This is a genomic window from Arthrobacter cavernae, from assembly GCF_017368795.1.
Lineage (GTDB): Bacteria > Actinomycetota > Actinomycetes > Actinomycetales > Micrococcaceae > Arthrobacter > Arthrobacter cavernae.
The window spans coordinates 99,188-118,065 of the sequence record NZ_JAFNLL010000017.1 but is presented as its reverse complement, the minus strand read 5'-3'; the positions used below and the strand labels follow the sequence as shown (position 1 = coordinate 118,065).

Annotated in this window: 16 protein-coding genes; 7 read left to right on the top strand and 9 right to left on the bottom strand. The window is 66.8% G+C overall.

Annotated elements, in window-relative coordinates; translation table 11 throughout:
• Positions 1-282: 282 nt before the first annotated feature.
• Both aqpZ and ocd read right to left on the bottom strand, forming a co-directional pair.
• Positions 283-1,065: an aquaporin Z gene (aqpZ, locus tag J1902_RS09270; protein ID WP_207615960.1), complete on the bottom strand. Its 783-nt coding sequence runs from the start codon at positions 1,063-1,065 to the stop codon at positions 283-285.
• A 237-nt stretch (positions 1,066-1,302) separates the two neighbouring features.
• A complete protein-coding gene (ocd, locus tag J1902_RS09265) occupies positions 1,303-2,331 on the bottom strand; it encodes an ornithine cyclodeaminase (protein WP_207615959.1) in 1,029 nt (342 codons plus the stop codon).
• A gap of 138 nt (positions 2,332-2,469) precedes the next feature.
• Between ocd and J1902_RS09260 the strand changes: the two genes are divergently transcribed.
• Both J1902_RS09260 and J1902_RS09255 read left to right on the top strand, forming a co-directional pair.
• Positions 2,470-2,901 carry an Lrp/AsnC family transcriptional regulator gene (locus tag J1902_RS09260; protein WP_207615958.1) on the top strand — a complete coding sequence of 144 codons (432 nt, stop codon included), beginning with the start codon at positions 2,470-2,472 and terminating at the stop codon, positions 2,899-2,901.
• Between the two features lie 131 nt (positions 2,902-3,032).
• Positions 3,033-3,929, top strand: a complete 897-nt coding sequence (locus J1902_RS09255) for an SDR family oxidoreductase (RefSeq protein ID WP_207615957.1) — start codon at positions 3,033-3,035, stop codon at positions 3,927-3,929.
• Between the two features lie 82 nt (positions 3,930-4,011).
• Here the strand turns inward: J1902_RS09255 and J1902_RS09250 are convergent, their stop codons facing one another.
• Complete coding sequence (locus tag J1902_RS09250; RefSeq protein ID WP_242701797.1) at positions 4,012-5,208, bottom strand: ABC transporter permease; 1,197 nt, start codon at positions 5,206-5,208, stop codon at positions 4,012-4,014.
• Positions 5,195-6,223 (bottom strand): ABC transporter ATP-binding protein, encoded by a 1,029-nt coding sequence (locus J1902_RS09245; protein WP_242701796.1) that lies wholly within the window; start codon positions 6,221-6,223, stop codon positions 5,195-5,197. The genes J1902_RS09250 and J1902_RS09245 overlap by 14 nt, the downstream gene beginning before the upstream one ends.
• Before the next feature lie 171 nt (positions 6,224-6,394).
• On the opposite strand from J1902_RS09245, the gene J1902_RS09240 reads away from it, so the two are divergent.
• On the top strand, positions 6,395-7,741 hold the full coding sequence (locus tag J1902_RS09240) for an aspartate kinase (RefSeq protein WP_207615956.1): 1,347 nt from the start codon (positions 6,395-6,397) through the stop codon (positions 7,739-7,741).
• A gap of 122 nt (positions 7,742-7,863) precedes the next feature.
• Here the strand turns inward: J1902_RS09240 and J1902_RS09235 are convergent, their stop codons facing one another.
• Together J1902_RS09235 and J1902_RS09230 are read right to left on the bottom strand one after the other, a co-directional pair.
• A complete protein-coding gene (locus J1902_RS09235; RefSeq protein ID WP_372434442.1) occupies positions 7,864-8,067 on the bottom strand; it encodes a hypothetical protein in 204 nt (67 codons plus the stop codon).
• A 106-nt stretch (positions 8,068-8,173) separates the two neighbouring features.
• Positions 8,174-8,398, bottom strand: a complete 225-nt coding sequence (locus J1902_RS09230) for a hypothetical protein (protein WP_207615955.1) — start codon at positions 8,396-8,398, stop codon at positions 8,174-8,176.
• Positions 8,399-8,504: 106 nt separating this feature from the next.
• Between J1902_RS09230 and J1902_RS09225 the strand changes: the two genes are divergently transcribed.
• Complete coding sequence (locus J1902_RS09225; RefSeq protein WP_207615954.1) at positions 8,505-8,987, top strand: MarR family winged helix-turn-helix transcriptional regulator; 483 nt, start codon at positions 8,505-8,507, stop codon at positions 8,985-8,987.
• 96 nt (positions 8,988-9,083) lie between these two features.
• Here J1902_RS09225 and J1902_RS09220 read toward each other — a convergent pair whose 3' ends face one another.
• Complete coding sequence (locus J1902_RS09220) at positions 9,084-11,108, bottom strand: sialidase family protein (RefSeq protein ID WP_207615953.1); 2,025 nt, start codon at positions 11,106-11,108, stop codon at positions 9,084-9,086.
• 201 nt (positions 11,109-11,309) lie between these two features.
• On the opposite strand from J1902_RS09220, the gene J1902_RS09215 reads away from it, so the two are divergent.
• From J1902_RS09215 to J1902_RS09205, 3 genes are read left to right on the top strand one after another with little or no spacing between them, the layout of a single operon-like run.
• Complete coding sequence (locus J1902_RS09215) at positions 11,310-11,888, top strand: SSI family serine proteinase inhibitor (protein ID WP_207615952.1); 579 nt, start codon at positions 11,310-11,312, stop codon at positions 11,886-11,888.
• Positions 11,875-12,825: a 3-methyladenine DNA glycosylase gene (locus J1902_RS09210; RefSeq protein ID WP_207615951.1), complete on the top strand. Its 951-nt coding sequence runs from the start codon at positions 11,875-11,877 to the stop codon at positions 12,823-12,825. Before J1902_RS09215 ends, J1902_RS09210 begins: the two co-directional genes overlap by 14 nt.
• Positions 12,826-12,827: 2 nt before the next feature.
• The gene (locus J1902_RS09205; RefSeq protein WP_207615950.1) at positions 12,828-13,211 is read left to right on the top strand and encodes a serine protease inhibitor; all 384 of its coding nucleotides are present in this window, start codon (positions 12,828-12,830) and stop codon (positions 13,209-13,211) included.
• A gap of 10 nt (positions 13,212-13,221) precedes the next feature.
• Here J1902_RS09205 and J1902_RS09200 read toward each other — a convergent pair whose 3' ends face one another.
• The gene (locus J1902_RS09200; protein ID WP_207615949.1) at positions 13,222-15,423 is read right to left on the bottom strand and encodes an elongation factor G-like protein EF-G2; all 2,202 of its coding nucleotides are present in this window, start codon (positions 15,421-15,423) and stop codon (positions 13,222-13,224) included.
• A gap of 258 nt (positions 15,424-15,681) precedes the next feature.
• Complete coding sequence (locus J1902_RS09195) at positions 15,682-18,666, bottom strand: S8 family serine peptidase (RefSeq protein ID WP_307794406.1); 2,985 nt, start codon at positions 18,664-18,666, stop codon at positions 15,682-15,684.
• Positions 18,667-18,878: the final 212 nt, after the last annotated feature.

Here is an 18,878-nt window from a genome sequence, read left to right as displayed (position 1 = left end):
TTTCGTCCGGCGTTTTAACGACTACCGACCCACGCTCCTAGGGAGTGTTGCTAAAGCTGGTTCGGCCAGCCAGGTCCGGTTGGCCCTAGACGTGTAGCCCTTGTCGGCCAGGACACGGTCCGGCGGTCCGCGACCGGACGCCTGTTGCCCTCCATGCAGGAAACAGGGGTCCGATCACGGACCAGGCCTCATCAGAAACCAGAAAGCGATTGCCCTTCACACCAGCCAACCGCAGCCGGACCCAAGGGAGGTTTAGCAACACTCCCTAGCAAGGGCACTCCGTTAGGACTTCTTGCTGCCCAGGACGGTCTTGTAGACGATGGCGCCCAAGGCGGCTCCGGCGATCGGCGCCACGATGAAGACCCACAGCTGACCGAAGGCCCAGCCACCGCCGTCGTACAGTGCGGTAGCGAAGGAACGGGCCGGGTTCACGGAAGTGTTCGTGACCGGGATGCTGGCCAGGTGGATCAGGGTCAGCGTCAGGCCGATCACGAGGGGCGCAAAGCCGGCCACTGCCGCCTTGTCAGTGACAAGCAGGATCACCAGGACGAAGACTGCGGTGAGAATGAACTCGACCAAGAGTGCGGAGACGAGGCCGAATCCGCCCGGGGAGTGCTCGCCGTAACCGTTCGAGGCGAAGCCGCCGGCGCGTGCCGATTCAAAGAAGCCTGCCGGTCCGCCGGCCGCAATCGCTGCAAGAAGGCTGGAGCCCAGGACGGCGCCCACCACCTGCGCGCCAATGTAGGCGGGAACGTCCTTCCACGGGAGCCGGCCCGCAATGGCCACGCCCACCGTCACGGCCGGGTTGAAGTGCGCGCCGGAGATGTGCCCGACGGCGTATGCACCGGCCAGCACGGTCAGGCCAAGGGCGAGCGAGACGCCGATGAAGCCCACGCCAAGCGGGTTGGTGGCGTCTGCGCCGGGGAACTTGGCGGCGAACAAGACGGTGCCCATGCCGGCAAAAACCAGGAGGAACGTGCCGAAAACTTCGGCACCGAGACGCCGGAACAAGGCCGGTGCGTCGGCTACGTCATCCTTGGGTGCAGCGGGATTTTCCGTTGCCATGATAAAAACCTTCCATCGAGCGGAGCGAAGTGGTCCGGTTCGGATGGACATCCCAGGGGGAACGCAGCCGGCCACAAGGGCTGGCTGCCTGGGACGATGGTCTAGCAGAATCCCCGAACCGGCGAAGCAGCTGGGGGCCGGTATTCGGTTGTCCCCATGGCCTGAATGCTAATCAGAATCTGGATGTGCGGGCAACTTTCCGTGACGCTCCTGGAACCGTGTCCGAGGCGGTCCCCGTTACCCCACCGGGGAGAGCGCCGCGACCAGGGCAAACAGGTCCTTGGGATCGTCAGGGTTTGCCACAAGATCGATCTCCTCGAAGAAGGCGGTGCCCGCAACCGCGTCCCGGACGTAGCGCAGCGCGGAGAAATCCTCGATGGCGAAGCCGACCGAATCGAAAATGGTGATCTGCTCGGGTGAGGTTCGGCCCGGCCTGGCGCCCAGGAGGACTTCCCAGAACTCGGTCACGGGAAAATCTGTGGGCATTTGCTGGATTTCGCCCTCAACCCGGGTCTGCGGCGTGAACTCCACGAACACCTCGCCGCCAAGGAGGATGGCCGGATCCAGTTCGGTCTTGCCCGGGCAGTCTCCGCCGATCGCGTTCAGGTGGACCCCAGGTTCGATCAGATCCGCCGAAAGGATGGTGGCCCGGGCCTTGTCCGCGGTGCAGGTGGTGATGATGTCGGCGCCCTGGACGGCATCTGCCGCAGAGCTTCCCACAGTGACGTCGAAGCCCATGGGCTCGATGTTCCTGAGGAACTTCGCGATTGCCGCGGGGTCGGTGTCCCAGATCCGCAACTCCTGGATTCCCAAGGTGGCGCGGAATGCCAAAGCCTGGAACTCGGACTGGCTGCCCGTTCCGATCATGGCCATGACCCGGGAACCGGGGCGCGCCAGCCGGCGGGCCACCATGGCAGACGTCGCGGCCGTGCGAAGGGCGGTGAGCACGGTCATCTCGGCCAGGAACGTCGGATATCCGTTGTGGACATCCGCCAGGACGCCAAACGCCGTCACGGTCTGGAAGCCCCGGGAGGGGTTTGAGGGGTGGCCGTTGACGTACTTGAAGCCGTAGCTTTCGTGATCGCTCGTGGGCATCAGTTCGATGACGCCGAACGGGGTATGGCTGGCCACACGCGGGCACTTGTCGAAGTGTTCCCACCGGCGGAAGTCCTCTTCCATGTACTCGATCATCTCCGAGATGATTCGCTCCGGTCCGCGGCCGGCAACCCACCGGACCATGTTGTGGACATCGACAAAGCGCGTCATGAGCGTCCTCTTTCCTGTTGTCAGTCTCAGTTGTTTCAGCCACAGTACGGAGGGACGCTTTGCATGCTCAAGGGCGGAATTGCTGACTTTTCGGATGATTTCTATACGAAATGCTGACGTTGGCAATACATTGTGTACATGCCGCTCCTTGATGACATTGATCGCAGGCTCATTTCGGCGCTGCGCGAAGACGGCCGCGCGCCGATGGCCAGCCTGGCCAGAAAACTTGGCGTGGCGAGGGCCACCGTGAACAGCCGCCTGGAGCGGCTCATCTCCTCGGGTACGGTGGTGGGATTCACGGTCCGGGTCCGCGACGAGCTGGATCCTTTGGCGATCCAGGCCGTTTCCCTCATTGCCGTGGAGGGCCGTTCCACGGACAAGGTCATCCGGCAGCTTCGCGGTTTCCCGGAGATCAGCGCCCTGCACACCACCAACGGCGGCTGGGACCTCGTGGCGGAACTACGTACCGAGGACTTGGCCGGTTTCGATGACGTTCTGGGCCGCATCAGGTCGATCGATGGCGTGGTGAACAGCGAAACGAGCCTGCTGCTCAGCTCGGTGCTGCGCTAGAACGAACGCTGTGGTGTGCGGCAAGCCGCGCAGGACACGCGACTTCGCAGGGCATTTTGATTCGGGAAGCATGGACCGGCGGGCAGGCACGTGCTACGACTGGTCCCAGGAACAATTCCCGGGAGAAAGCAATGACTGGAGAACAGCCGGTACTCGTCGTTGGAGCAACTGGATACCTGGGCGGCCAGGTGGTGGATGAGCTTCTCAGCCGCGGGAAGAGAGTCCGCGCGCTGGTCCGCCCGGCGTCGGACGCGGGGAAGCTCGAGGCCAAGGGTGTTGAGGTTGCCCGCGGTGACATGCTGGATGTCAGTTCCCTTGTCGCGGCGATGACCGGCGTCGATGCTGTCATCTCGACGGCGGCCGGCTACACCCGGAACGACAGGAACGCCGAGGCGATCGATACCTTCGGCAACGCCAATCTTGCAGTCGCCGCCAATCTCGCCGGCGTGCCGCGCTTTGTGCTCATTAGTATTCTCACCTGCGACCAGACACCCCAGGTGCCCCATTTCTGGCACAAGAAGCTCGCGGAGGACAAGCTCGAGGAGCTCGGCGTCCCCTTCGTCGCGCTGCGGCCAGGGGCGTTCTTCGACCAGATCGCCAGGATGGGCGGCGACCCGTTCGAGAAGGGCCGCATCATCTGGCTTGGCTCCAAGAACATCCCGCTGACCTTTGTCCTTAGCAGCGACCTTGCGGGGTATTTGGCCGATGCCGTCGAGGCGGATATTGCTGCGGGTGAGCGCATTGATATCGGCTGGAACCGGCCGCTCAGCATGCTGGACGCCGCGGGCCTGGCATCAGGGCACACAGACAAGAACGTCAGAGTCATGGCCACGCCCACCGGCGTGCTCCGCGCCATTGGCAAGATCACGGCGAAGTTTGCCCCGCTGATGGTCGACATGGCAAGCATGGCCGCCTGGTTCGACACCGGCAGGTACGTCGCCGACACCCGCCGCCAGGCCGAACTCTTCGGACCCGTGCCGACGCCGGAGGACGCCATTTCGCGTCTGGCCGAGCGACTCGGCCACTAGTACTGCAGTCCCTACCCCCGCTGCGCGCGCCGCCGTGCCAGCAGCAGGCCCGGCACCACCACCGCGGCGGGCATGGCCCCGGCTACGCGATCCGGGTGCCGCGGGCCAGACGGTGTGCGGGGGTCCGCAGTGAGCGCCAGCCAAGCCACATGAGGAGCCCGGTCAGCATCAGCTGCAGTCCCAGCCCGAGCGGCCACAGCGGCGTGGTCTGGCCCAGGTACTGCGGGTGCGGCACGCCGTTGGCACACGGGTAGCTGTGTTCGGGGCCGGCGAGCGCGTACCGGGAGCTCTGGCTGATGGATTCGATCATGCCGGGGTAGTGGTGGTGCATGCCCTGGACGTTGCGGTCCGGGTACGGGATGGCGTCGGCCACCACGACGTAGGGGTTCATGGCGAGGACCCAGGCCACCCGCTCGGTGCGGTAAACCACGTGTTCCTCCAGCGGCCCCACGCACGTATGGTCGGGTTGGCCGTTGGTATTCGGTACCGGGAACTGCCTTTCCAGGTATGGATACTGTGCGTTGTTGGCCAGGACGGTTCCTTGGGTCAGCTGCGTGCCCAGCCCGAACGCGATCAGAGTCCCGACCACCAGCCCGGCCACGGTCAGGTACGTGACCACGATCGAGAACAGCGGCCGCCCCGCCAGCGCCGAAATCCCGACCCCTATCCCGCACACTACGGCCAGTTCAACGGCCAGCATGAGCAGGGACACCAGCACGTGCCCGGGGGTCATCCCGCCCTGCATTACCCCGAACACCAGGAACGGCGTGCTGGTCACCAGGAACGCGAGCGCCACCAGCCAGGCCGCGAAGAACTTGCCCCACAGGATCTGGCCGGGCGTGAGCAGGGTGATCTGCAGGATGGCCAGGGTCCCGCCGGCACGGTCCCCGTTGACGGCGTTCGCGGACAGGGCGGGCGCCACCAGCAGCCCGAACAGCAGCACGAACGCGAGCACCACCTCGAAGATCATGGATCCGGGCCCGCTGGGCTCCCCCATCATGGTGTCCGGCATCTCCCGCATGAACTGCTGGCTGGCGTTCCAGCTGGCCCACGTCAGCCAGCTCACCAGCGCGATCAGCGCAAACCAGATGCCCAGCATGATGTACCAGCCGCGCGAACGGAGCCGCTGTTTCATCTCAAGCACCACGACATCGCGGATGCCCGCAAAATAGCCGACGACGGCGTTCCCCGCCTGGGCTGGTCGCCGGCCCGCCGTCGGGGTTCCGGGGCTGTCGCCCACCAGGCTCATGGCCGCTCCTGGTTCATCATCGTTCCGCATCCAGGGTCATGTAGGTCTCCTCCAGGGCGCCTGTGGTGGGCGCGAAGCTGACCACGCCGACGCCAGACTCGACGAGCCGCTTGAGCAGGGAGGCGGCGTCGTCGTCGTCCATCAGCACCAGGCTCACGGACGGCCGGCGGCCGCCCTCCGCACGGAAGACCAGCCCGAACTCGTGCAGCCTGGCACTGAGCGCGGCGCCGTCGAGGGCGGTGACGGAATAGCGCCGGCCCTCCTGGGCGGCTTCCTCGAGCGTCTGCTGCTTGACGGTGCGGCCCTGGTTGACGAACACGGCGCCGTCGGCGATCTCGTCCAGTTCGCTGAGCACATGCGAGGACACCACCACGGCCTTCCCGGACGCGGCCAGTTGCCGCAGCAGGTTCCGCAGTTCCACCCGGGATCCCGGATCCAGCCCTGAGGCAGGCTCGTCCAGGAGCAGCACGGAGGGGTCGTGGATCAGGGCGCGGGCCAGGCTGAGGCGCTGTTGCTGGCCGCGGGAGAGTGCCCGGGCGGGCTGGTCGGCCAGCGCGTCCAGCCGGACCGCATGCAGCAGACGGGACACCCGCTGGCCGCGGCCCTCGGCGGGCAGCCGGTAGAAGCGGGCCATCTGCGTGAGGATTTCGCGGGCACTCAATGAATCCCACACGCCCAGGGTGTCCGGCATCCAGCCGACCTTGCGCCTGACGGCGGCGTGCTCGCGGACGGGGTCGAAGCCGTCGATGCGGATGGTTCCGGCATCGGGCCGGAGCAGCGAGGCGAGCATCAGCAGGAGCGTGGTCTTGCCCGCACCGTTGGGCCCGATGAGCGCGGTGACTTTGCCCGCCGGGGCGTGGAAGTCCATGTACTCGACGGCTTGGACGCTTCCGAAGCGGCGGGAGACCCTCTGGGCTGTGACGCCCCGTGCGGCGCCCCCTGGCACGGCGTCGTACGGCACCGCGTCGTACGGCGCTGCGGCCCCTTCGGCGCGGGCACCCGGCGCCGGGTCACTGCCTGGCATTCCGCCGGCACTCTGCGTCATACGCCGATGGTACGCCGCACGGCTCCGCACCGATACGCGGGGGGTGGCCGCTATTTGGTCACAATTCCCGTGGCGGCGCGGGGCGGCGATAAACTGGGCCAATAAGCCACTCCGGCATGCCCAAATTGGCGGCCGGATTTCGAACCCTAGTGATCCAGTGAGGGTGCGCGCATGAGTATGCCCACTACCGAAGTGAAGACCGAAGAGCTGTCCGTCGAGGCTGCCGTCACCAAGCAGCTGATCGTGCAGAAGTTCGGCGGCTCCTCGGTTTCGGACGCCGAAGGCATCAAGCGGGTTGCACGTCGTGTTGTGGACGCGCAGAAGGCCGGCAACGAGGTAGTCGTGGTGGTCTCCGCCATGGGCGACACCACCGATGAACTCCTGGATCTGGCCGCCCAGGTGACCGATTCCGCTCCGGCCCGCGAGATGGACATGCTCCTCTCCGCCGGTGAGCGCATTTCCATGGCCCTGCTGGCCATGGCCATCAACAAGTACGGCGCTTCGGCCCAGTCCTTCACGGGTTCCCAGGCCGGCATGATCACGGACGGCATCCACGGCAAGGCCCGGATCATCGACGTCGATCCCCACCGCATCCGCACCTCCCTGGACAAGGGACACATCGCCATCGTGGCCGGCTTCCAGGGCATGAGCCGCAGCACCAACGAGATCACCACGCTGGGCCGCGGCGGCTCCGACACCACCGCCGTGGCGCTGGCCGCCGCCCTTGAGGCCGATGTCTGCGAGATCTACACGGACGTGGACGGCATCTACACGGCAGACCCGCGCGTGGTTCCCGCCGCCCAGAAGATCGACCGGATCTCCAGCGAGGAAATGCTGGAACTGGCCGCTTCCGGCGCCAAGATCCTGCACCTGCGCTGCGTGGAGTACGCCCGCCGCTTCGGCGTGCCGCTGCACGTCCGCTCTTCATTCAGCCAGAACGAAGGCACCTGGGTCCTGCCCGGGGCCGATGACAAGATCCAGACTCAAGAGGGAGTTGCCTTGGAGCAGCCAATCATCTCCGGCGTTGCGCACGACCGGTCCGAAGCCAAGGTCACCGTTGTAGGCGTTCCCGACATCCCGGGCAAGGCCGCAGCGATCTTCCAGGTCATAGCCGATGCCCACTCGAACATCGACATGATCGTCCAGAACGTCTCCACGCACGGCACCGGCCGCACGGACATCTCGTTCACCCTGCCCATCGTCGAGGGCGCAGATGCCCTCGCCGCCCTGCGCGCAGCCGAGGGCGAAATCGGCTACGAGAGCATCGAATACAACGAGCACATCGGCAAGCTGTCCCTGATCGGTGCCGGCATGCGCTCCCACCCGGGGGTCTCGGCCACCTTCTTCAAGGCGCTCTCCGATGCGGGAATCAACATCAACATGATCTCCACCTCGGAAATCCGCATCTCCGTCGTGACCGATGCCGACAAGCTTGACGAGGCCGTGCGCGCCATCCACTCGGCCTTTGAGCTCGACGCCGAATCCGAAGCCACCGTCTACGGCGGCACCGGCCGCTAGGTACACCCGCTGGACGGCGCTGCACCAGCGGTGCCGCCGGCCACCCGCCGTCGGGGGTTGAACGTGAAGGACCGGGGCTCGCGCTCCGGTCCTTTTGCTTTAGTTTCAGTCGGCTTTGAGTTTTAGTCTGGTTCCTTGCGGACGCCGTAGCGATGGCCCTCGGTATCGGTCTCTACAACGAAGTGCTCGAGGTCGACCTGCGAAGCCGATTCATATTTGTCGTGCTTGTGGACCACGGGGGCTTTGGTATCGCCCTGGCTCGCCGGGCCGAAGAGCGCCTGCAGGCGGTCCGTCACCTTCATGAAGGTGTCAAGTGCATGTCCCACAACTTCCACCTCCTTCCCCGCAGCTAGGTCCGGCCGAACGGCCGTACCTGGTGGTTCCAGTGAGCCAATTTTACGCCCGGAAGCCCGAAAAGGCCCGGAATCCGGCTCAGCGGAGGGACTTGTCCCCGGGGTTCTTCGGCACCACGTAGGTGCTGCCGTCCGGGCGGCGGAGGGTTTCCCACTGCTGGGTTTCCGCCTGGCGCTGCGCGAGCAGCCTGCGGTTTTCCTCGGTCATCTCATGGTCCAGCGAGCTGCTGTGCGCAGGCCCGAAGATGACCCGCAGCTTGCCTGTGGCGCGCATGAACTTGTGGGTTAAGGATTCCTTTGCCACCCGGATCGACTCCCCTTTCAAAGGTAGTGTGGTTTAAGAGTACACTAACAATTAGTGCACTAATCAATTCGCCAATCAATTCACTGAGCAACGCTGGAGGCAAACCGTGACAACGGTCCGTGAAATCACCCCGGAGACCGCGAACGACGACGACCTCCTGCTGGAGCACCAGCTGTGCTTTGCGCTGACGGTCGCCTCGCGCAGCGTGGTGGGGGTCTACAAGCCGGTGCTGGAACGGCTGGGCCTGACGCATCCCCAATACCTCGTCATGCTGGCACTGTGGGAACGCAGTCCGCGCACGCTCAAGGACGTCAGCGAGGCGCTGCTGCACGAGCCGGCCACGCTTTCGCCCATCCTGCGCCGCCTGGAGGATGCCGGCCTGGTGACGCGCGGCCGCATCCCCGGCAACGAGCGCGCCCTGGCCATCACCCTGACCGAGGCCGGCACCGCCCTGCGGCAGCAGGCCACCGCGGTTCCGGGAACCATCATGGAACGCCTCCATCTGAGCCGCGAGGAAGTCGCCAGCCTCCACAAAGCCATGACGGGCCTCATTGCAGCCACGCAGCTCCCAGCGGACGCACCCGCCTGACGCGCGCCCTGCTTTGAACAGCGCCCCGCCTGAACGGCCGCCGGCCCGTGTCCACTGGGGAGCACGGGCCGGCGGCTTACAGGGACTGGCAGGGCATTACTTCAGTCTCACCACATCCCCCAGAAGACGGCCCGACGTCGTACTTCCGGCCGTGATGTTCCAGGAACTGTCCGGGACGAAGTAGCCCAGGGCGACGTCGGCCGCGGTGACCGTGTGCAGCGGCGTGCTGCAGACATAGGAAGCCCCGGCTCCGAGGTTCGTGTAGCGGCAGTTTCCGGTTCCCGGGGGCACGAACGGCGCAAAGTTTCCTGCCGTCGGCGCGACGGTGAGCGTTCCCGCCGTCGTGTTCTTGACGGTGAACTGGTAGCTAACGGTTTCGCCCGCCACGTAGGGGTTGGCCACGAAGTCGCGGGCGGTGTCCGTGCGAGCGCCGGTGATGGTGACGCCCGCGATGGAGCCGTTCGGCGCCTGGATTCCGCCGGCCAGCGGGACCGGGGTTCCCAGGACATTGCCGCTTCCGGTGGCTGCGCCGGTGATCGCCCAACTGGTGTCGGGCACGAAGTAGCCCTGCGAGACTTCGGCCACGGTGACCGTGTGCAGCGGCGTGCTGCAGGTGTACCCGGCGCCGGCGGCGAGGCTGAGGTAGCGGCAGTTGCCGGTTCCGGGCGGCACGAACGGGGCGAAGTTGCCCGACGACGGCGTGACCGCCACGGTGCCGGCGTTCTTGTTGGTCACCGTGAAGCTGTAGGAGACGGTTTCGCCGGCCGCGTAGGGGTTGGTGACGAGGTTGCGGGCGGCATCGGTGCGGGTCCCCGAGATCTCGACGCCGGCAATGGTGGTGATCCCGGCGGCAGCCGGAGGCGTGCAGCTGTTGAGCCAGGCGTCATTGAACTTCGCGAACATGATGCCGGTGCTGTAGCTGGACTCGTAGAGGACGCCCAGCTGGCCGGACTCGAGCCGCGTGACGGTGGAGTAGGCCGAGAAGCCCGAACGGATGGTGCGCGGGACACCCCAGGTGGCGCCGTCGTCGCACGAGACGCGGGCCGAGACGTTCTGTCGGTTGTCCGCGTGGTTGGCGTTGGTGAAGACCAGCTTCCTGGCGTCCGCCGTTCCCGCCGCGGCATCCGGGAAGAGCCGGGTGATGGCGGCGTTGTTGGCGGGATCGCTCAGGTTCGTGTCCATCGTGACGGCCCCGTAGCTGGCGCCGCCGTCCGTGGAAATGGCCACTTTTCGGGCATTGTCCGCGGCGTTGTTGGAGCGGGAATTGAGCATGACACGTCCGTCAGAGAGCTCCACGGTCTTGTTCTCATCCATCTGCGTGCCCACATTGGCACCCTTGACCCAGGTGGCGCCATGGTCGTCGGAGTAGACGCTGTAGGCCTGGATGGCGTTGCTGCCGCCGCTCTGCCGCACATCGCCGGCGAACTGCTGGATCAGGCGTCCGGCGTAGGCGCCGTATTTGAGCTGGATCCCTTCGCCCGAGCTGGCGAACATGGCGCGGACGTCGCCCGTCTGCGGGTTGCTGGTGCTGGTTCCGGGCTTGACCACGCTGGTGATCAGCCGCGGCGTTCCCCAGGTGACGCCGCCGTCGGTGGACTCCGAAACCTGGGCGCTGATGACGTTGCGGTTGGCATCGTCATTGCCGAAGGTGCTCGCCGTGAAGCCGGCGTCCTGGGAGTAGACGGAGAAGAGGAACAGCTTGTTGGCCACGGCGTCGTAGACAAAGCTGGGGTCGCTGTAGCCGTACTTCGCGGCGCCGCCGTTGGCGCTGTCCTGGAAGCCGGCAAGGACGGTGCGCTGCGTGTCCCAGGTGGCCCCGCCGTCGGTGCTGCGGCGCAGGACGATCGAGTTGGGGTTGGGCGAATCGGCGGCGTTGGTGGGCCGGCCGTCCCAGGCCGCGACCACGACGCCGTTGCCCAGGTAGCTGAGCGCCGGGATCCGGTAGGCCGCAAAGGGGCTGACCAGGGTGGGCGCGAGGTTCTGCTCAGTGAACGTCCCCGGCGGATCCGTGGGCGCGGCCGAGGCCGGCATGGCCGTGCCAAGGGCGCCGGCCAGCAAGGTCACAACCCCGAGGCCTGCCGCCGAGAGGGAACGGAGGGTTCGATGGTGGTTCTGGGGCATCCCAGTCCTTTCGACAGTCCCGGCACGGGGCCGGGCACGAGTGCAGCTCCCGACGCCAGGGCGGCGTGCGGGTTCGGTGACTCTTTCCCCAATGGATTTCCCCCAATAGCCCCATATTGGACATGGAACATCCCATCACCTTAGTGATTCAGATCACAAGCAGTCAAGGGGCGTAAAATGGCAGAAACCTAGGAGAGTCCCATGCGCTTGCGAACAGTACGGCCATTGCTGGCGGTCCTTGCCGTGGCCGGACTCGCCGCCTGTACGGCCGGCCCGCCGGCCGCCCCCAGCGGAAGCGGCACAGGCTCCGCGCCGCCGTCGTCCGCTACACAGTCCGCCTCGCCCTCCAACGGCACACTGCCCACCACGCTGGGACCGGAGGACATGACCCCGGACCCCTCGCTCTCCTACCCCGGCACAGAAGTCACCCCCGGCCAGGGCAATGCGGAACTCTCGATCCTCGTCAAGGACTCCCCCGACGCCGCCCCGGCGAGCCATACACTCGTCTGCCGCGACGGCGCCCCGGCCCCCGAAAGCAAGCACCCCACCGCAGCCGCTGCCTGCACGGCATTGAAGAACAACCCGGCCCTGCTGGAGCGCCAGCCGAAATCCGTGGACCAGATCTGCACCCAGCAGTACGGCGGGCCGCAGACGGCAAGCGTTTCCGGCGCCGTGGACGGCGTCGAGGTCAACGCCTCCTACAGCCTCACGGACGGCTGCGAAATCTCGGCGTGGAACGCCGTCCGCGACATCCTTGGTTCCTCCGGTGGAGCTTCCTAGGCCCCGGCACCTCCCGCAAGAGCAATGGCTCGGGCTGGAGGCTGCCCATCACGCGCGCGTCGCCCGCTACGCCGATCCCTACCTGGCCCGGCGCTCCGCCGGGCGCAAGCACCCGGTGGAGGATTTCCTCTTCACCTACTACACCCAGAAGCCCGGCCAGCTGCTGCGCTGGCACCCGGGCGACGGCGTGGTGCTGTCCGGCGAGCGCGCGGCCGAACGCGCCGCGTGGAAGTTCTACGCAGTGCTCGACGACGCCGGGCTGGCGGCCGCTGGCCTCCCGGCGGGTACCGTGGCGGTCGCCTTCGACCGGGAACGGTTCCTGGCCGAACGCGCCGACGCCGTGCGCTTCGCGGGGATCATCCTCGCCGGCACCGCGGCGCGGCCGGGCCAGTTCGGCTGCTTCGGGCTGCACGAGTGGGCCATGGTGTACCGGCAGGACAAGTTCGACCTCCGGCACGAATACCTGCAACTGCGGCTCGGCTCCGAAGGCACGGACACGGTGGTGGAGGAGAACCGGATCCGCTGCTCGCACTTCGATGCCTTCCGCTTCTACACCCCGGACGCCATCCCGCGCAACGAGCTCACCCCCACCCGCGACAACCAGCGCACCATGGAGCAGCCCGGCTGCCTGCACGCCAACATGGACCTCTACAAGTGGGCCTACAAGCTGGCCCCGGCCCTGCCGAGCGAACTGGTGATGGACTGCTTTGAGCTTTCTTGGCGGATCCGCACCATGGACATGCAGGCCTCGCCCTACGATCTCGAAGAATGGGGCTACCCGCCCATCAGGATCGAGACAGCGCAGGGCAAGGCCGAGTACGTTGAGTACCAGCGGGCCTTCGCCGCCGAATCCCAGGAGTTGAGGGCCCGCGTGCTCGCAGCCGTGCAGCCGCTTCTGGCGGCTGTCGCCGCCGCACCCGCCGCCAGCGAAAGGTAGCCATGGCTTCCGCGGAAACGCGTCAGGATTCACCGTACGACGTCGAGCTGACCGTCAAGCTGACCGAGTCGCCTGGCGGCCCGGAGCATGAGTTCGTCCTCCGCGCCGCCGACGGCCGCCTCTCCCCCGGCTCCACCCTGCCGGATGCGCCCGCGGCTCTAGCCGCCGTCGAGCAGCACGGCGAAGCGGTCTTCTTCCCGGTGCCCACGCCGTACCGGATCTGCACGCAACAGTACGGGGGTCCGCAGGTGGCGGTGGTGACCGGCTGGTTCCATGGCCGCAAGGTCAGCAGCCGTTTCAGCCGGACGGACGGCTGCGAGATTGCGCGCTGGCGCACCATGGCCGCGCTGCTCGGCGGCGTGGCAGGGTCCACGGGGGACGTTTAGCGCGGCGGCGTCAGGCGTTCAGGACCGGCGGGGTGACGTTGGGCGGCAGCGGTTCGTGCCGCAGGTAGCTGCGGCGGAAGCGGCCGGTTCCCGCGGTCAGTGCGCGCAGCTCGACGACGTACCGCAGCAGCTCATCGTCCGGGACTTCGGCGCTGATCTCGGTGCCCTCGCCGTCGGCCGCGATTGTGCCGGTCAGCCGCCCGCGGCGGGAGGACAGATCGCTCATCACGGCGCCCACAAACTCGTCCGGGACGGTGATGGTCACCGCGGAGACGGGCTCAAGGAGCTGGATGCGCGTGGCGGCCGCCGCCTCGCGCAGCGCCAGCGCGCCCGCCGCCTGGAACGCGGCATCGGAGGAGTCCACGCTGTGGGCCTTGCCGCCCACCAGCCGCACCCGGATGTCCACCACCGGGAAACCGGCGGACACGCCCTTCTGCATCTGCGCCCGGACGCCCTTCTCCACCGAGGTGATGAAGGGCCCGGGAACCACGCCGCCCACGATCTTGTCGATGAACTCGAAGCCGGCACCGCGCTCAAGGGGCTCCACATCGATGTCGCAGATGGCGTACTGGCCGTGCCCGCCGGACTGCTTAACGTAGCGTCCGTGGCCGCTGGCAGGCGCGGCGAAGGTCTCCCGGAGCGGCGTGATCACGCCGACCGTCTCCAGTTTCACACCCTGCTCACGGAGCCGGTCCAGCACCACGTCGGCGTGTGCCTGGCCCATGCACCACAGGATCAGCTGATGGGTTTCGGCGTTGCGTTCCACACGCAGCGTCGGGTCGCCTGCCGTGACCTTACCCAGGCTCTTAGCCAGGGCGTCCTCATCGTTGCGCGAGGCCGCCTTGACCGCCACAGGCATCAGCGGCTCCGGCATGTCCCAGGGCAACAGCAGGAGCGGCAGCTCCTTCGCCGATACCGTGTCGCCGGTTTCGGCGCTCCCCACCTTGGTGATGGCACAGATGTCTCCGGCCACGCACTGCGGCATGGGCCGCAGGGTTGAGCCCAGCGGGGAGTGCAGGTGCGTGAGCCGTTCGTCGGCGTCGTGGTCCTGGTGACCGCGGGCGGACAGGCCGTGCCCGGCCACGTGCACGGCCGAATCCTGCCGCAGCGTGCCGGAGAAGACGCGCACCAGGCAGACCCGGCCGAGGAACGGATCGATGCTGGTGCGGACCACCTCGCCGGCCAGCGGCCCCGCGGGGTCGCAGCTGAGCCTCTTGGCCGGCGCGCCATCGAGCTCCGTCACTGCCGGCAGGGGGCGTTCGAGCGGAGACGGGAACGAGCTGCCCAGTACCTCCAGCAGTTCGTCGATGCCGACCCCTGTTTCTGCCGAGGTGGCCAGCACCGGGAAGAACGAACCGCGCGCGACGGCGGTCTCCAGGTCCTCGGCCACCGTTTCCAGGGCGATGTCCTCACCGCCGAGGTAGCGGTCCATCAGGGTCTCGTCCTCGCTCTCCGCGATGATCCCCTCGATGAGTGCGCCGCGTGCGGACTCCGCGGCGGCCAGCTCGGCGGGCTCCGCCGGGCGCACCGCGGGGCGCTCGGCGCGGCGTTCGGCGGCGCGTTCGGTGGCGCTGTAGTCCGAAACCGTTCCGGCAAGCAGCCCGAGCAGTCCGGTGACAGCTCCGTCGGTGCGCACGGGCAAATGCAGCGGCAGCACTGACTCGCCGAACGCCTCGCGGCAGGCGGCCAGGGCGGCGTCGTAATCCGCCCGCGGATGGTCCAGGCGGCTGATCACCACGGCACGGGGCATTCCGACACGTTCGCACTCGGCCCACAAAGCCGTGGTCGCCGCGTCGATGGGATCGCTGGCGGACACCACGAACAGGGCAGCATCCGCTGCGCGGAGGCCGGCACGCAGCTCGCCCACAAAGTCCGTGTAGCCGGGCGTATCGATGAGGTTCACCTTGAGCCCGTCCAGGGACAGCGGCGCCACGGAAAGCGCCACCGACCGCTGCTGGTGGATTTCGGCCGGTTCCGAGTCGCTCAGAGTGGTGCCGTCCACGATCGATCCCATCCGCGAAATGACGCCCGTGGCCGCCAACAGGGCCTCCACCAGCATCGTCTTGCCGGCGCCCGAGCGGCCCACCAGGGCCACGTTGCGGATGCCCCCAGGACCGTCCATGCCGGGCACGGCGGACGCATCTCCCCGCCGGGACTCGGACGGGGGCCGCCCCGGACTTTTCGCCGTGCCGCTTGTGCCTTTCGCCGACATGGTGCCTCCTGGAGTGTTCCCGCGCTCGACCCTGTCTACAGATTCGACACCCTGGGACCACCGCACGGCAAGGGGGCGCCCGCAGTATCCGGGCCGCGGCACGGAACGCACAGCAGCGGCCGGGGGGATCCTCCGCCGGTCGCTGCCGTTCATTCAGCTCTTCAGTTGAGTTCCGCCGGTTCAGATGGCGTTGTTCGGGTTCTCCACCGGCTCGTCGCCGCGGATCTTGCCCTTGTTTTTCTTGTCCTTCTTCGGATCCTACTCAGCGGGCACCACCACTACGGTGACGAACGTAGGATCGCTGGCGCCCGCAAACGTGAGCCGGCCGATGTAGGTGCCCGGCGTCAGGCCCGCCCAGTTGAGTGTGATGGTCTCCACACTGCCGTTGCCCAGCCTGATCGGGTTCGGAGTCACCGTGGCGTTGCCTTCGTTGGCGCCCAGGACGGCGGCGTCAACACTTGCCTTGGTGGGCCGGTTGTCCGGGCTTGCGAACAGGTTGGCGAAGACGATGTAGTCGCCGGCCGCCGGGTTCGGAACGGATACCGATTCGCTCGCTGCCCCGGTGGCGGAGACCAACAGCTGGCCGTCAGGCGTCAGGACCACCATGTCGAAGTCGGCGGCTTCATCGGAGGAAATGACGGAGAACTTCGCCAGCGCCTTGCCTGGTCCCACCGTGACCGTCTTGACGAAGTTGGAGGCGTCAGTTCTGCCGGTGAAGGGGCCCGGGACCAGTTCGATCGCCGAGGAATCCGCCTTGGACAGACCGTCGACGGTCACGGCCACCGGCAAGTTGGTGCCGGCAACGATGTCTATCTCTCCCGAACCGCTAGGGCCTCCCGTGAAGGCGAGGCTCTTGGCCGCCACGACCGACTGCGGACGGACCGCAATCGGGGACGTGACGGTCTTGCCGGCGCTCTGCCAGCTCAGGGAACCCATGGCGAAAGTGCCTAGATCTGCGTTCACGTTTTCGAACTCGACCGTGAACGTCTTCTTCTCCCCCGCCGATCTGAAGTCAAGCACGGACGGGGAGACCTTGACCTTGACGCCGGGGACATTGGCCGTGGCGCGGTAGAGGCCCGGAGTCAGGGCCGTCACCGTACGGGTGACCTCGATCCTGCCCGCCAGGTTGCCCAGGGCGAAGGAGGCGACGTTCATGTCGCGCGGGAGGGTGGAGCCAAGACCCGGCATGCCGAGGTCGAGTCCCGTCCCCTGGATGAATTTGAGGAAGTCCTCGGTATCGGCGTCGTAGACAAGGCCCGGCGAGAGGACGGCGGCGGGGTCAACCTGGCCGGCACCGGTGGCGAAGACATCGGTGTTCCTGGTCCCGTTGGCGAGCACGACGTCCCCGGCCGTGGTCATCATGGCGGACTTCACGGTGGCCGGGGACCATTGCGGGTTCTTGCCCAGGATCAGCGCACCGAAACCGGCCACATGCGGGGCGGCCATGGATGTACCGGACAGCAAGCCGAAGGTGTCGCCTCCGGTGCCGATGGGCGAAACGCCCGCCAGGACGGCCACGCCGGGAGCCGAGACGTCCGGCTTCAGGAGGTCCGAATCGGTGGCGAGCAGCGGACCGCGGGACGAGAAGCCGGCAATCTGCGGCTGCGCCTCAAGGGGCAGGCCCGTGGTGTCCCGGTTCAGCAGGGAGACCGTGATGGCCGGGTTGGCTGTCACCTTGTCTTTGATGGCCTGGGTGGCCGGCGGGTTCACGTGGACAGTGGGCACCGCGTGCTTGTCGGTGTCCAGGGAGGAGTCAACGAGGTTTACCAGGATCATGCCCACGCCGCCGCCGCGGAGGACCTCGCGACTCTTGGCAACACGGTCGACAACGCCGCGGTCACAGACCACAACCTTGCCGGCGATCTTTGCGGGATCCAGGGAGCCAGGGGTGCAGAGTGCTGCGTTGCCGGTGGCTGAGGCTGCGTTGGTGGACAGTACGACGCCGGCCCCGATCACCTCCTTGTTCATGATGCTGGCGCCGCGGTGCTTGCTGCCGTCCGAGAATTCGATGGTTCCCTGGAGCTCCTGGGAGAACGAGGTGGCGGCAACGGTGGTCAGCCACGGTGCCCCGTGGTGGACGGTGCCGGCGTTCGGGCCGGAGTTGCCGGCCGATGCCGCGACGAAGATGCCAGCGGAAGCGGCAGAGAGGAAGGCCAGGGAGACCGGGTCTGTGGTGGTGGTCGCCGAGCCGGAGATCGAGTAGTTCAGCACGTCTACGCCGTCCAGGATGGCTTGTTCGATCGCGTCAACAGCGGCGGAGCCGAAACAGCCGCCGGTGACGGGATCATTGTCTTCCCAGCAGATCTTGTACACGGAGATCTTGGCAGCCGGGGCGATGCCGCTCGTGATGCCGAAGCTGCGTCCGTCCACGCTGGTTTCAATGTTGGCATTGCCCGCAGCCGTGCTGGCCGTGTGCGTTCCGTGGCTGTCCACGTCAACGGGTGAGATCAGTTCCTGGGGTGCCCGGTTGGCCGGGGGAACGGTTTCCAGGAACGGCTCGGCAAAGTAGCGGGCGCTGAGGACCTTGGAGTTGCAGGCCGTTCCGTCAAAGCCCTGGCCGGCCTGGCATTCGCCGACGAAGGTATCGCCGTCGGCCTTGAGCATCGCGATCTTGCCGTCGGCCGTGCGGTACGGCACGCCCACTTGCGGGTTCCCGAGCAGCGGGGATACCGGTTCCCCGGAGAAAAACGGACTGGACGGCGTGTACCCGGTGTCGATCACACCCACCACGGTGCCCTTGCCGGCATTCGCCTGGCCGCCGTACTGGGTGTTCCAGGTGCCGTTGGGCCCGCTGAGCTTCAGGAAGTCCGTGGTGGAGTAGTCAGGGGCAAACTGGGTGTCGGGTGCAACCATCAGGACCTTGGGGTCCTTGGCCAGGTTGATGGCCTGGTCGGCGGAAAGGTTCGCGCTGAAGCCGTTGACGGCCGCGGTGAACTCGCGCTTGATCTGCACGTTTTCCTGTTTGGCCACCTCCTGGTGCTTCTGCTCCAGGTGGGACCGGTACTTCCTGACCTCGGCTTTGTTGGCGTCGAGCTTCTTGCCCTCCTTCGGTTTGGTGGCCTCAAAACCCGGGGTCCCGCCGTCGTACGTTGCCGCAGGCTTCTCTGCCAGGACCACCATGTAGCGTCCGTCTTGGAGGGCACCGGGGTCAATGTTTTTCTTGGCGATGCCCGCCACCGTTGTGTCCGGGGCGGCGTGGGTGGGTGCCAACGCCACGGAGGAGAACAGTAGCGGAAGTCCCACGGCGAGTGCCGAAGCCTTTCGAAGCCCCCCGCTTCGCACGAATCCCTTTCCTTGTGATTTCACGAGTGGTTGCACCTTTCAATAAGGGCGATCCGGTCGTTGGGGCCTGGATCAATCAACTGGGACCGGTTGCCATTTGACACTTCTTGTCATTTGAGCAAAGGACCAGCTGATTCTCAGGGTACCGAGCGGCAGCTGAATATGACATAGAG

Bases quoted from the DNA above. Each gene is read 5' to 3' on its own strand.
- aqpZ (WP_207615960.1), bottom strand. From the start codon at position 1,065: ATGGCAACGGAAAATCCCGCTGCACCCAAGGATGACGTAGCCGACGCA.
- ocd (WP_207615959.1), bottom strand. From the start codon at position 2,331: ATGACGCGCTTTGTCGATGTCCACAACATGGTCCGGTGGGTTGCCGGC.
- J1902_RS09260 (WP_207615958.1), top strand. From the start codon at position 2,470: ATGCCGCTCCTTGATGACATTGATCGCAGGCTCATTTCGGCGCTGCGC.
- J1902_RS09255 (WP_207615957.1), top strand. From the start codon at position 3,033: ATGACTGGAGAACAGCCGGTACTCGTCGTTGGAGCAACTGGATACCTG.
- J1902_RS09250 (WP_242701797.1), bottom strand. From the start codon at position 5,208: ATGCGGAACGATGATGAACCAGGAGCGGCCATGAGCCTGGTGGGCGAC.
- J1902_RS09245 (WP_242701796.1), bottom strand. From the start codon at position 6,223: ATGACGCAGAGTGCCGGCGGAATGCCAGGCAGTGACCCGGCGCCGGGT.
- J1902_RS09240 (WP_207615956.1), top strand. From the start codon at position 6,395: ATGAGTATGCCCACTACCGAAGTGAAGACCGAAGAGCTGTCCGTCGAG.
- J1902_RS09220 (WP_207615953.1), bottom strand. From the start codon at position 11,108: ATGCCCCAGAACCACCATCGAACCCTCCGTTCCCTCTCGGCGGCAGGC.
- J1902_RS09215 (WP_207615952.1), top strand. From the start codon at position 11,310: ATGCGCTTGCGAACAGTACGGCCATTGCTGGCGGTCCTTGCCGTGGCC.
- J1902_RS09205 (WP_207615950.1), top strand. From the start codon at position 12,828: ATGGCTTCCGCGGAAACGCGTCAGGATTCACCGTACGACGTCGAGCTG.
- J1902_RS09200 (WP_207615949.1), bottom strand. From the start codon at position 15,423: ATGTCGGCGAAAGGCACAAGCGGCACGGCGAAAAGTCCGGGGCGGCCC.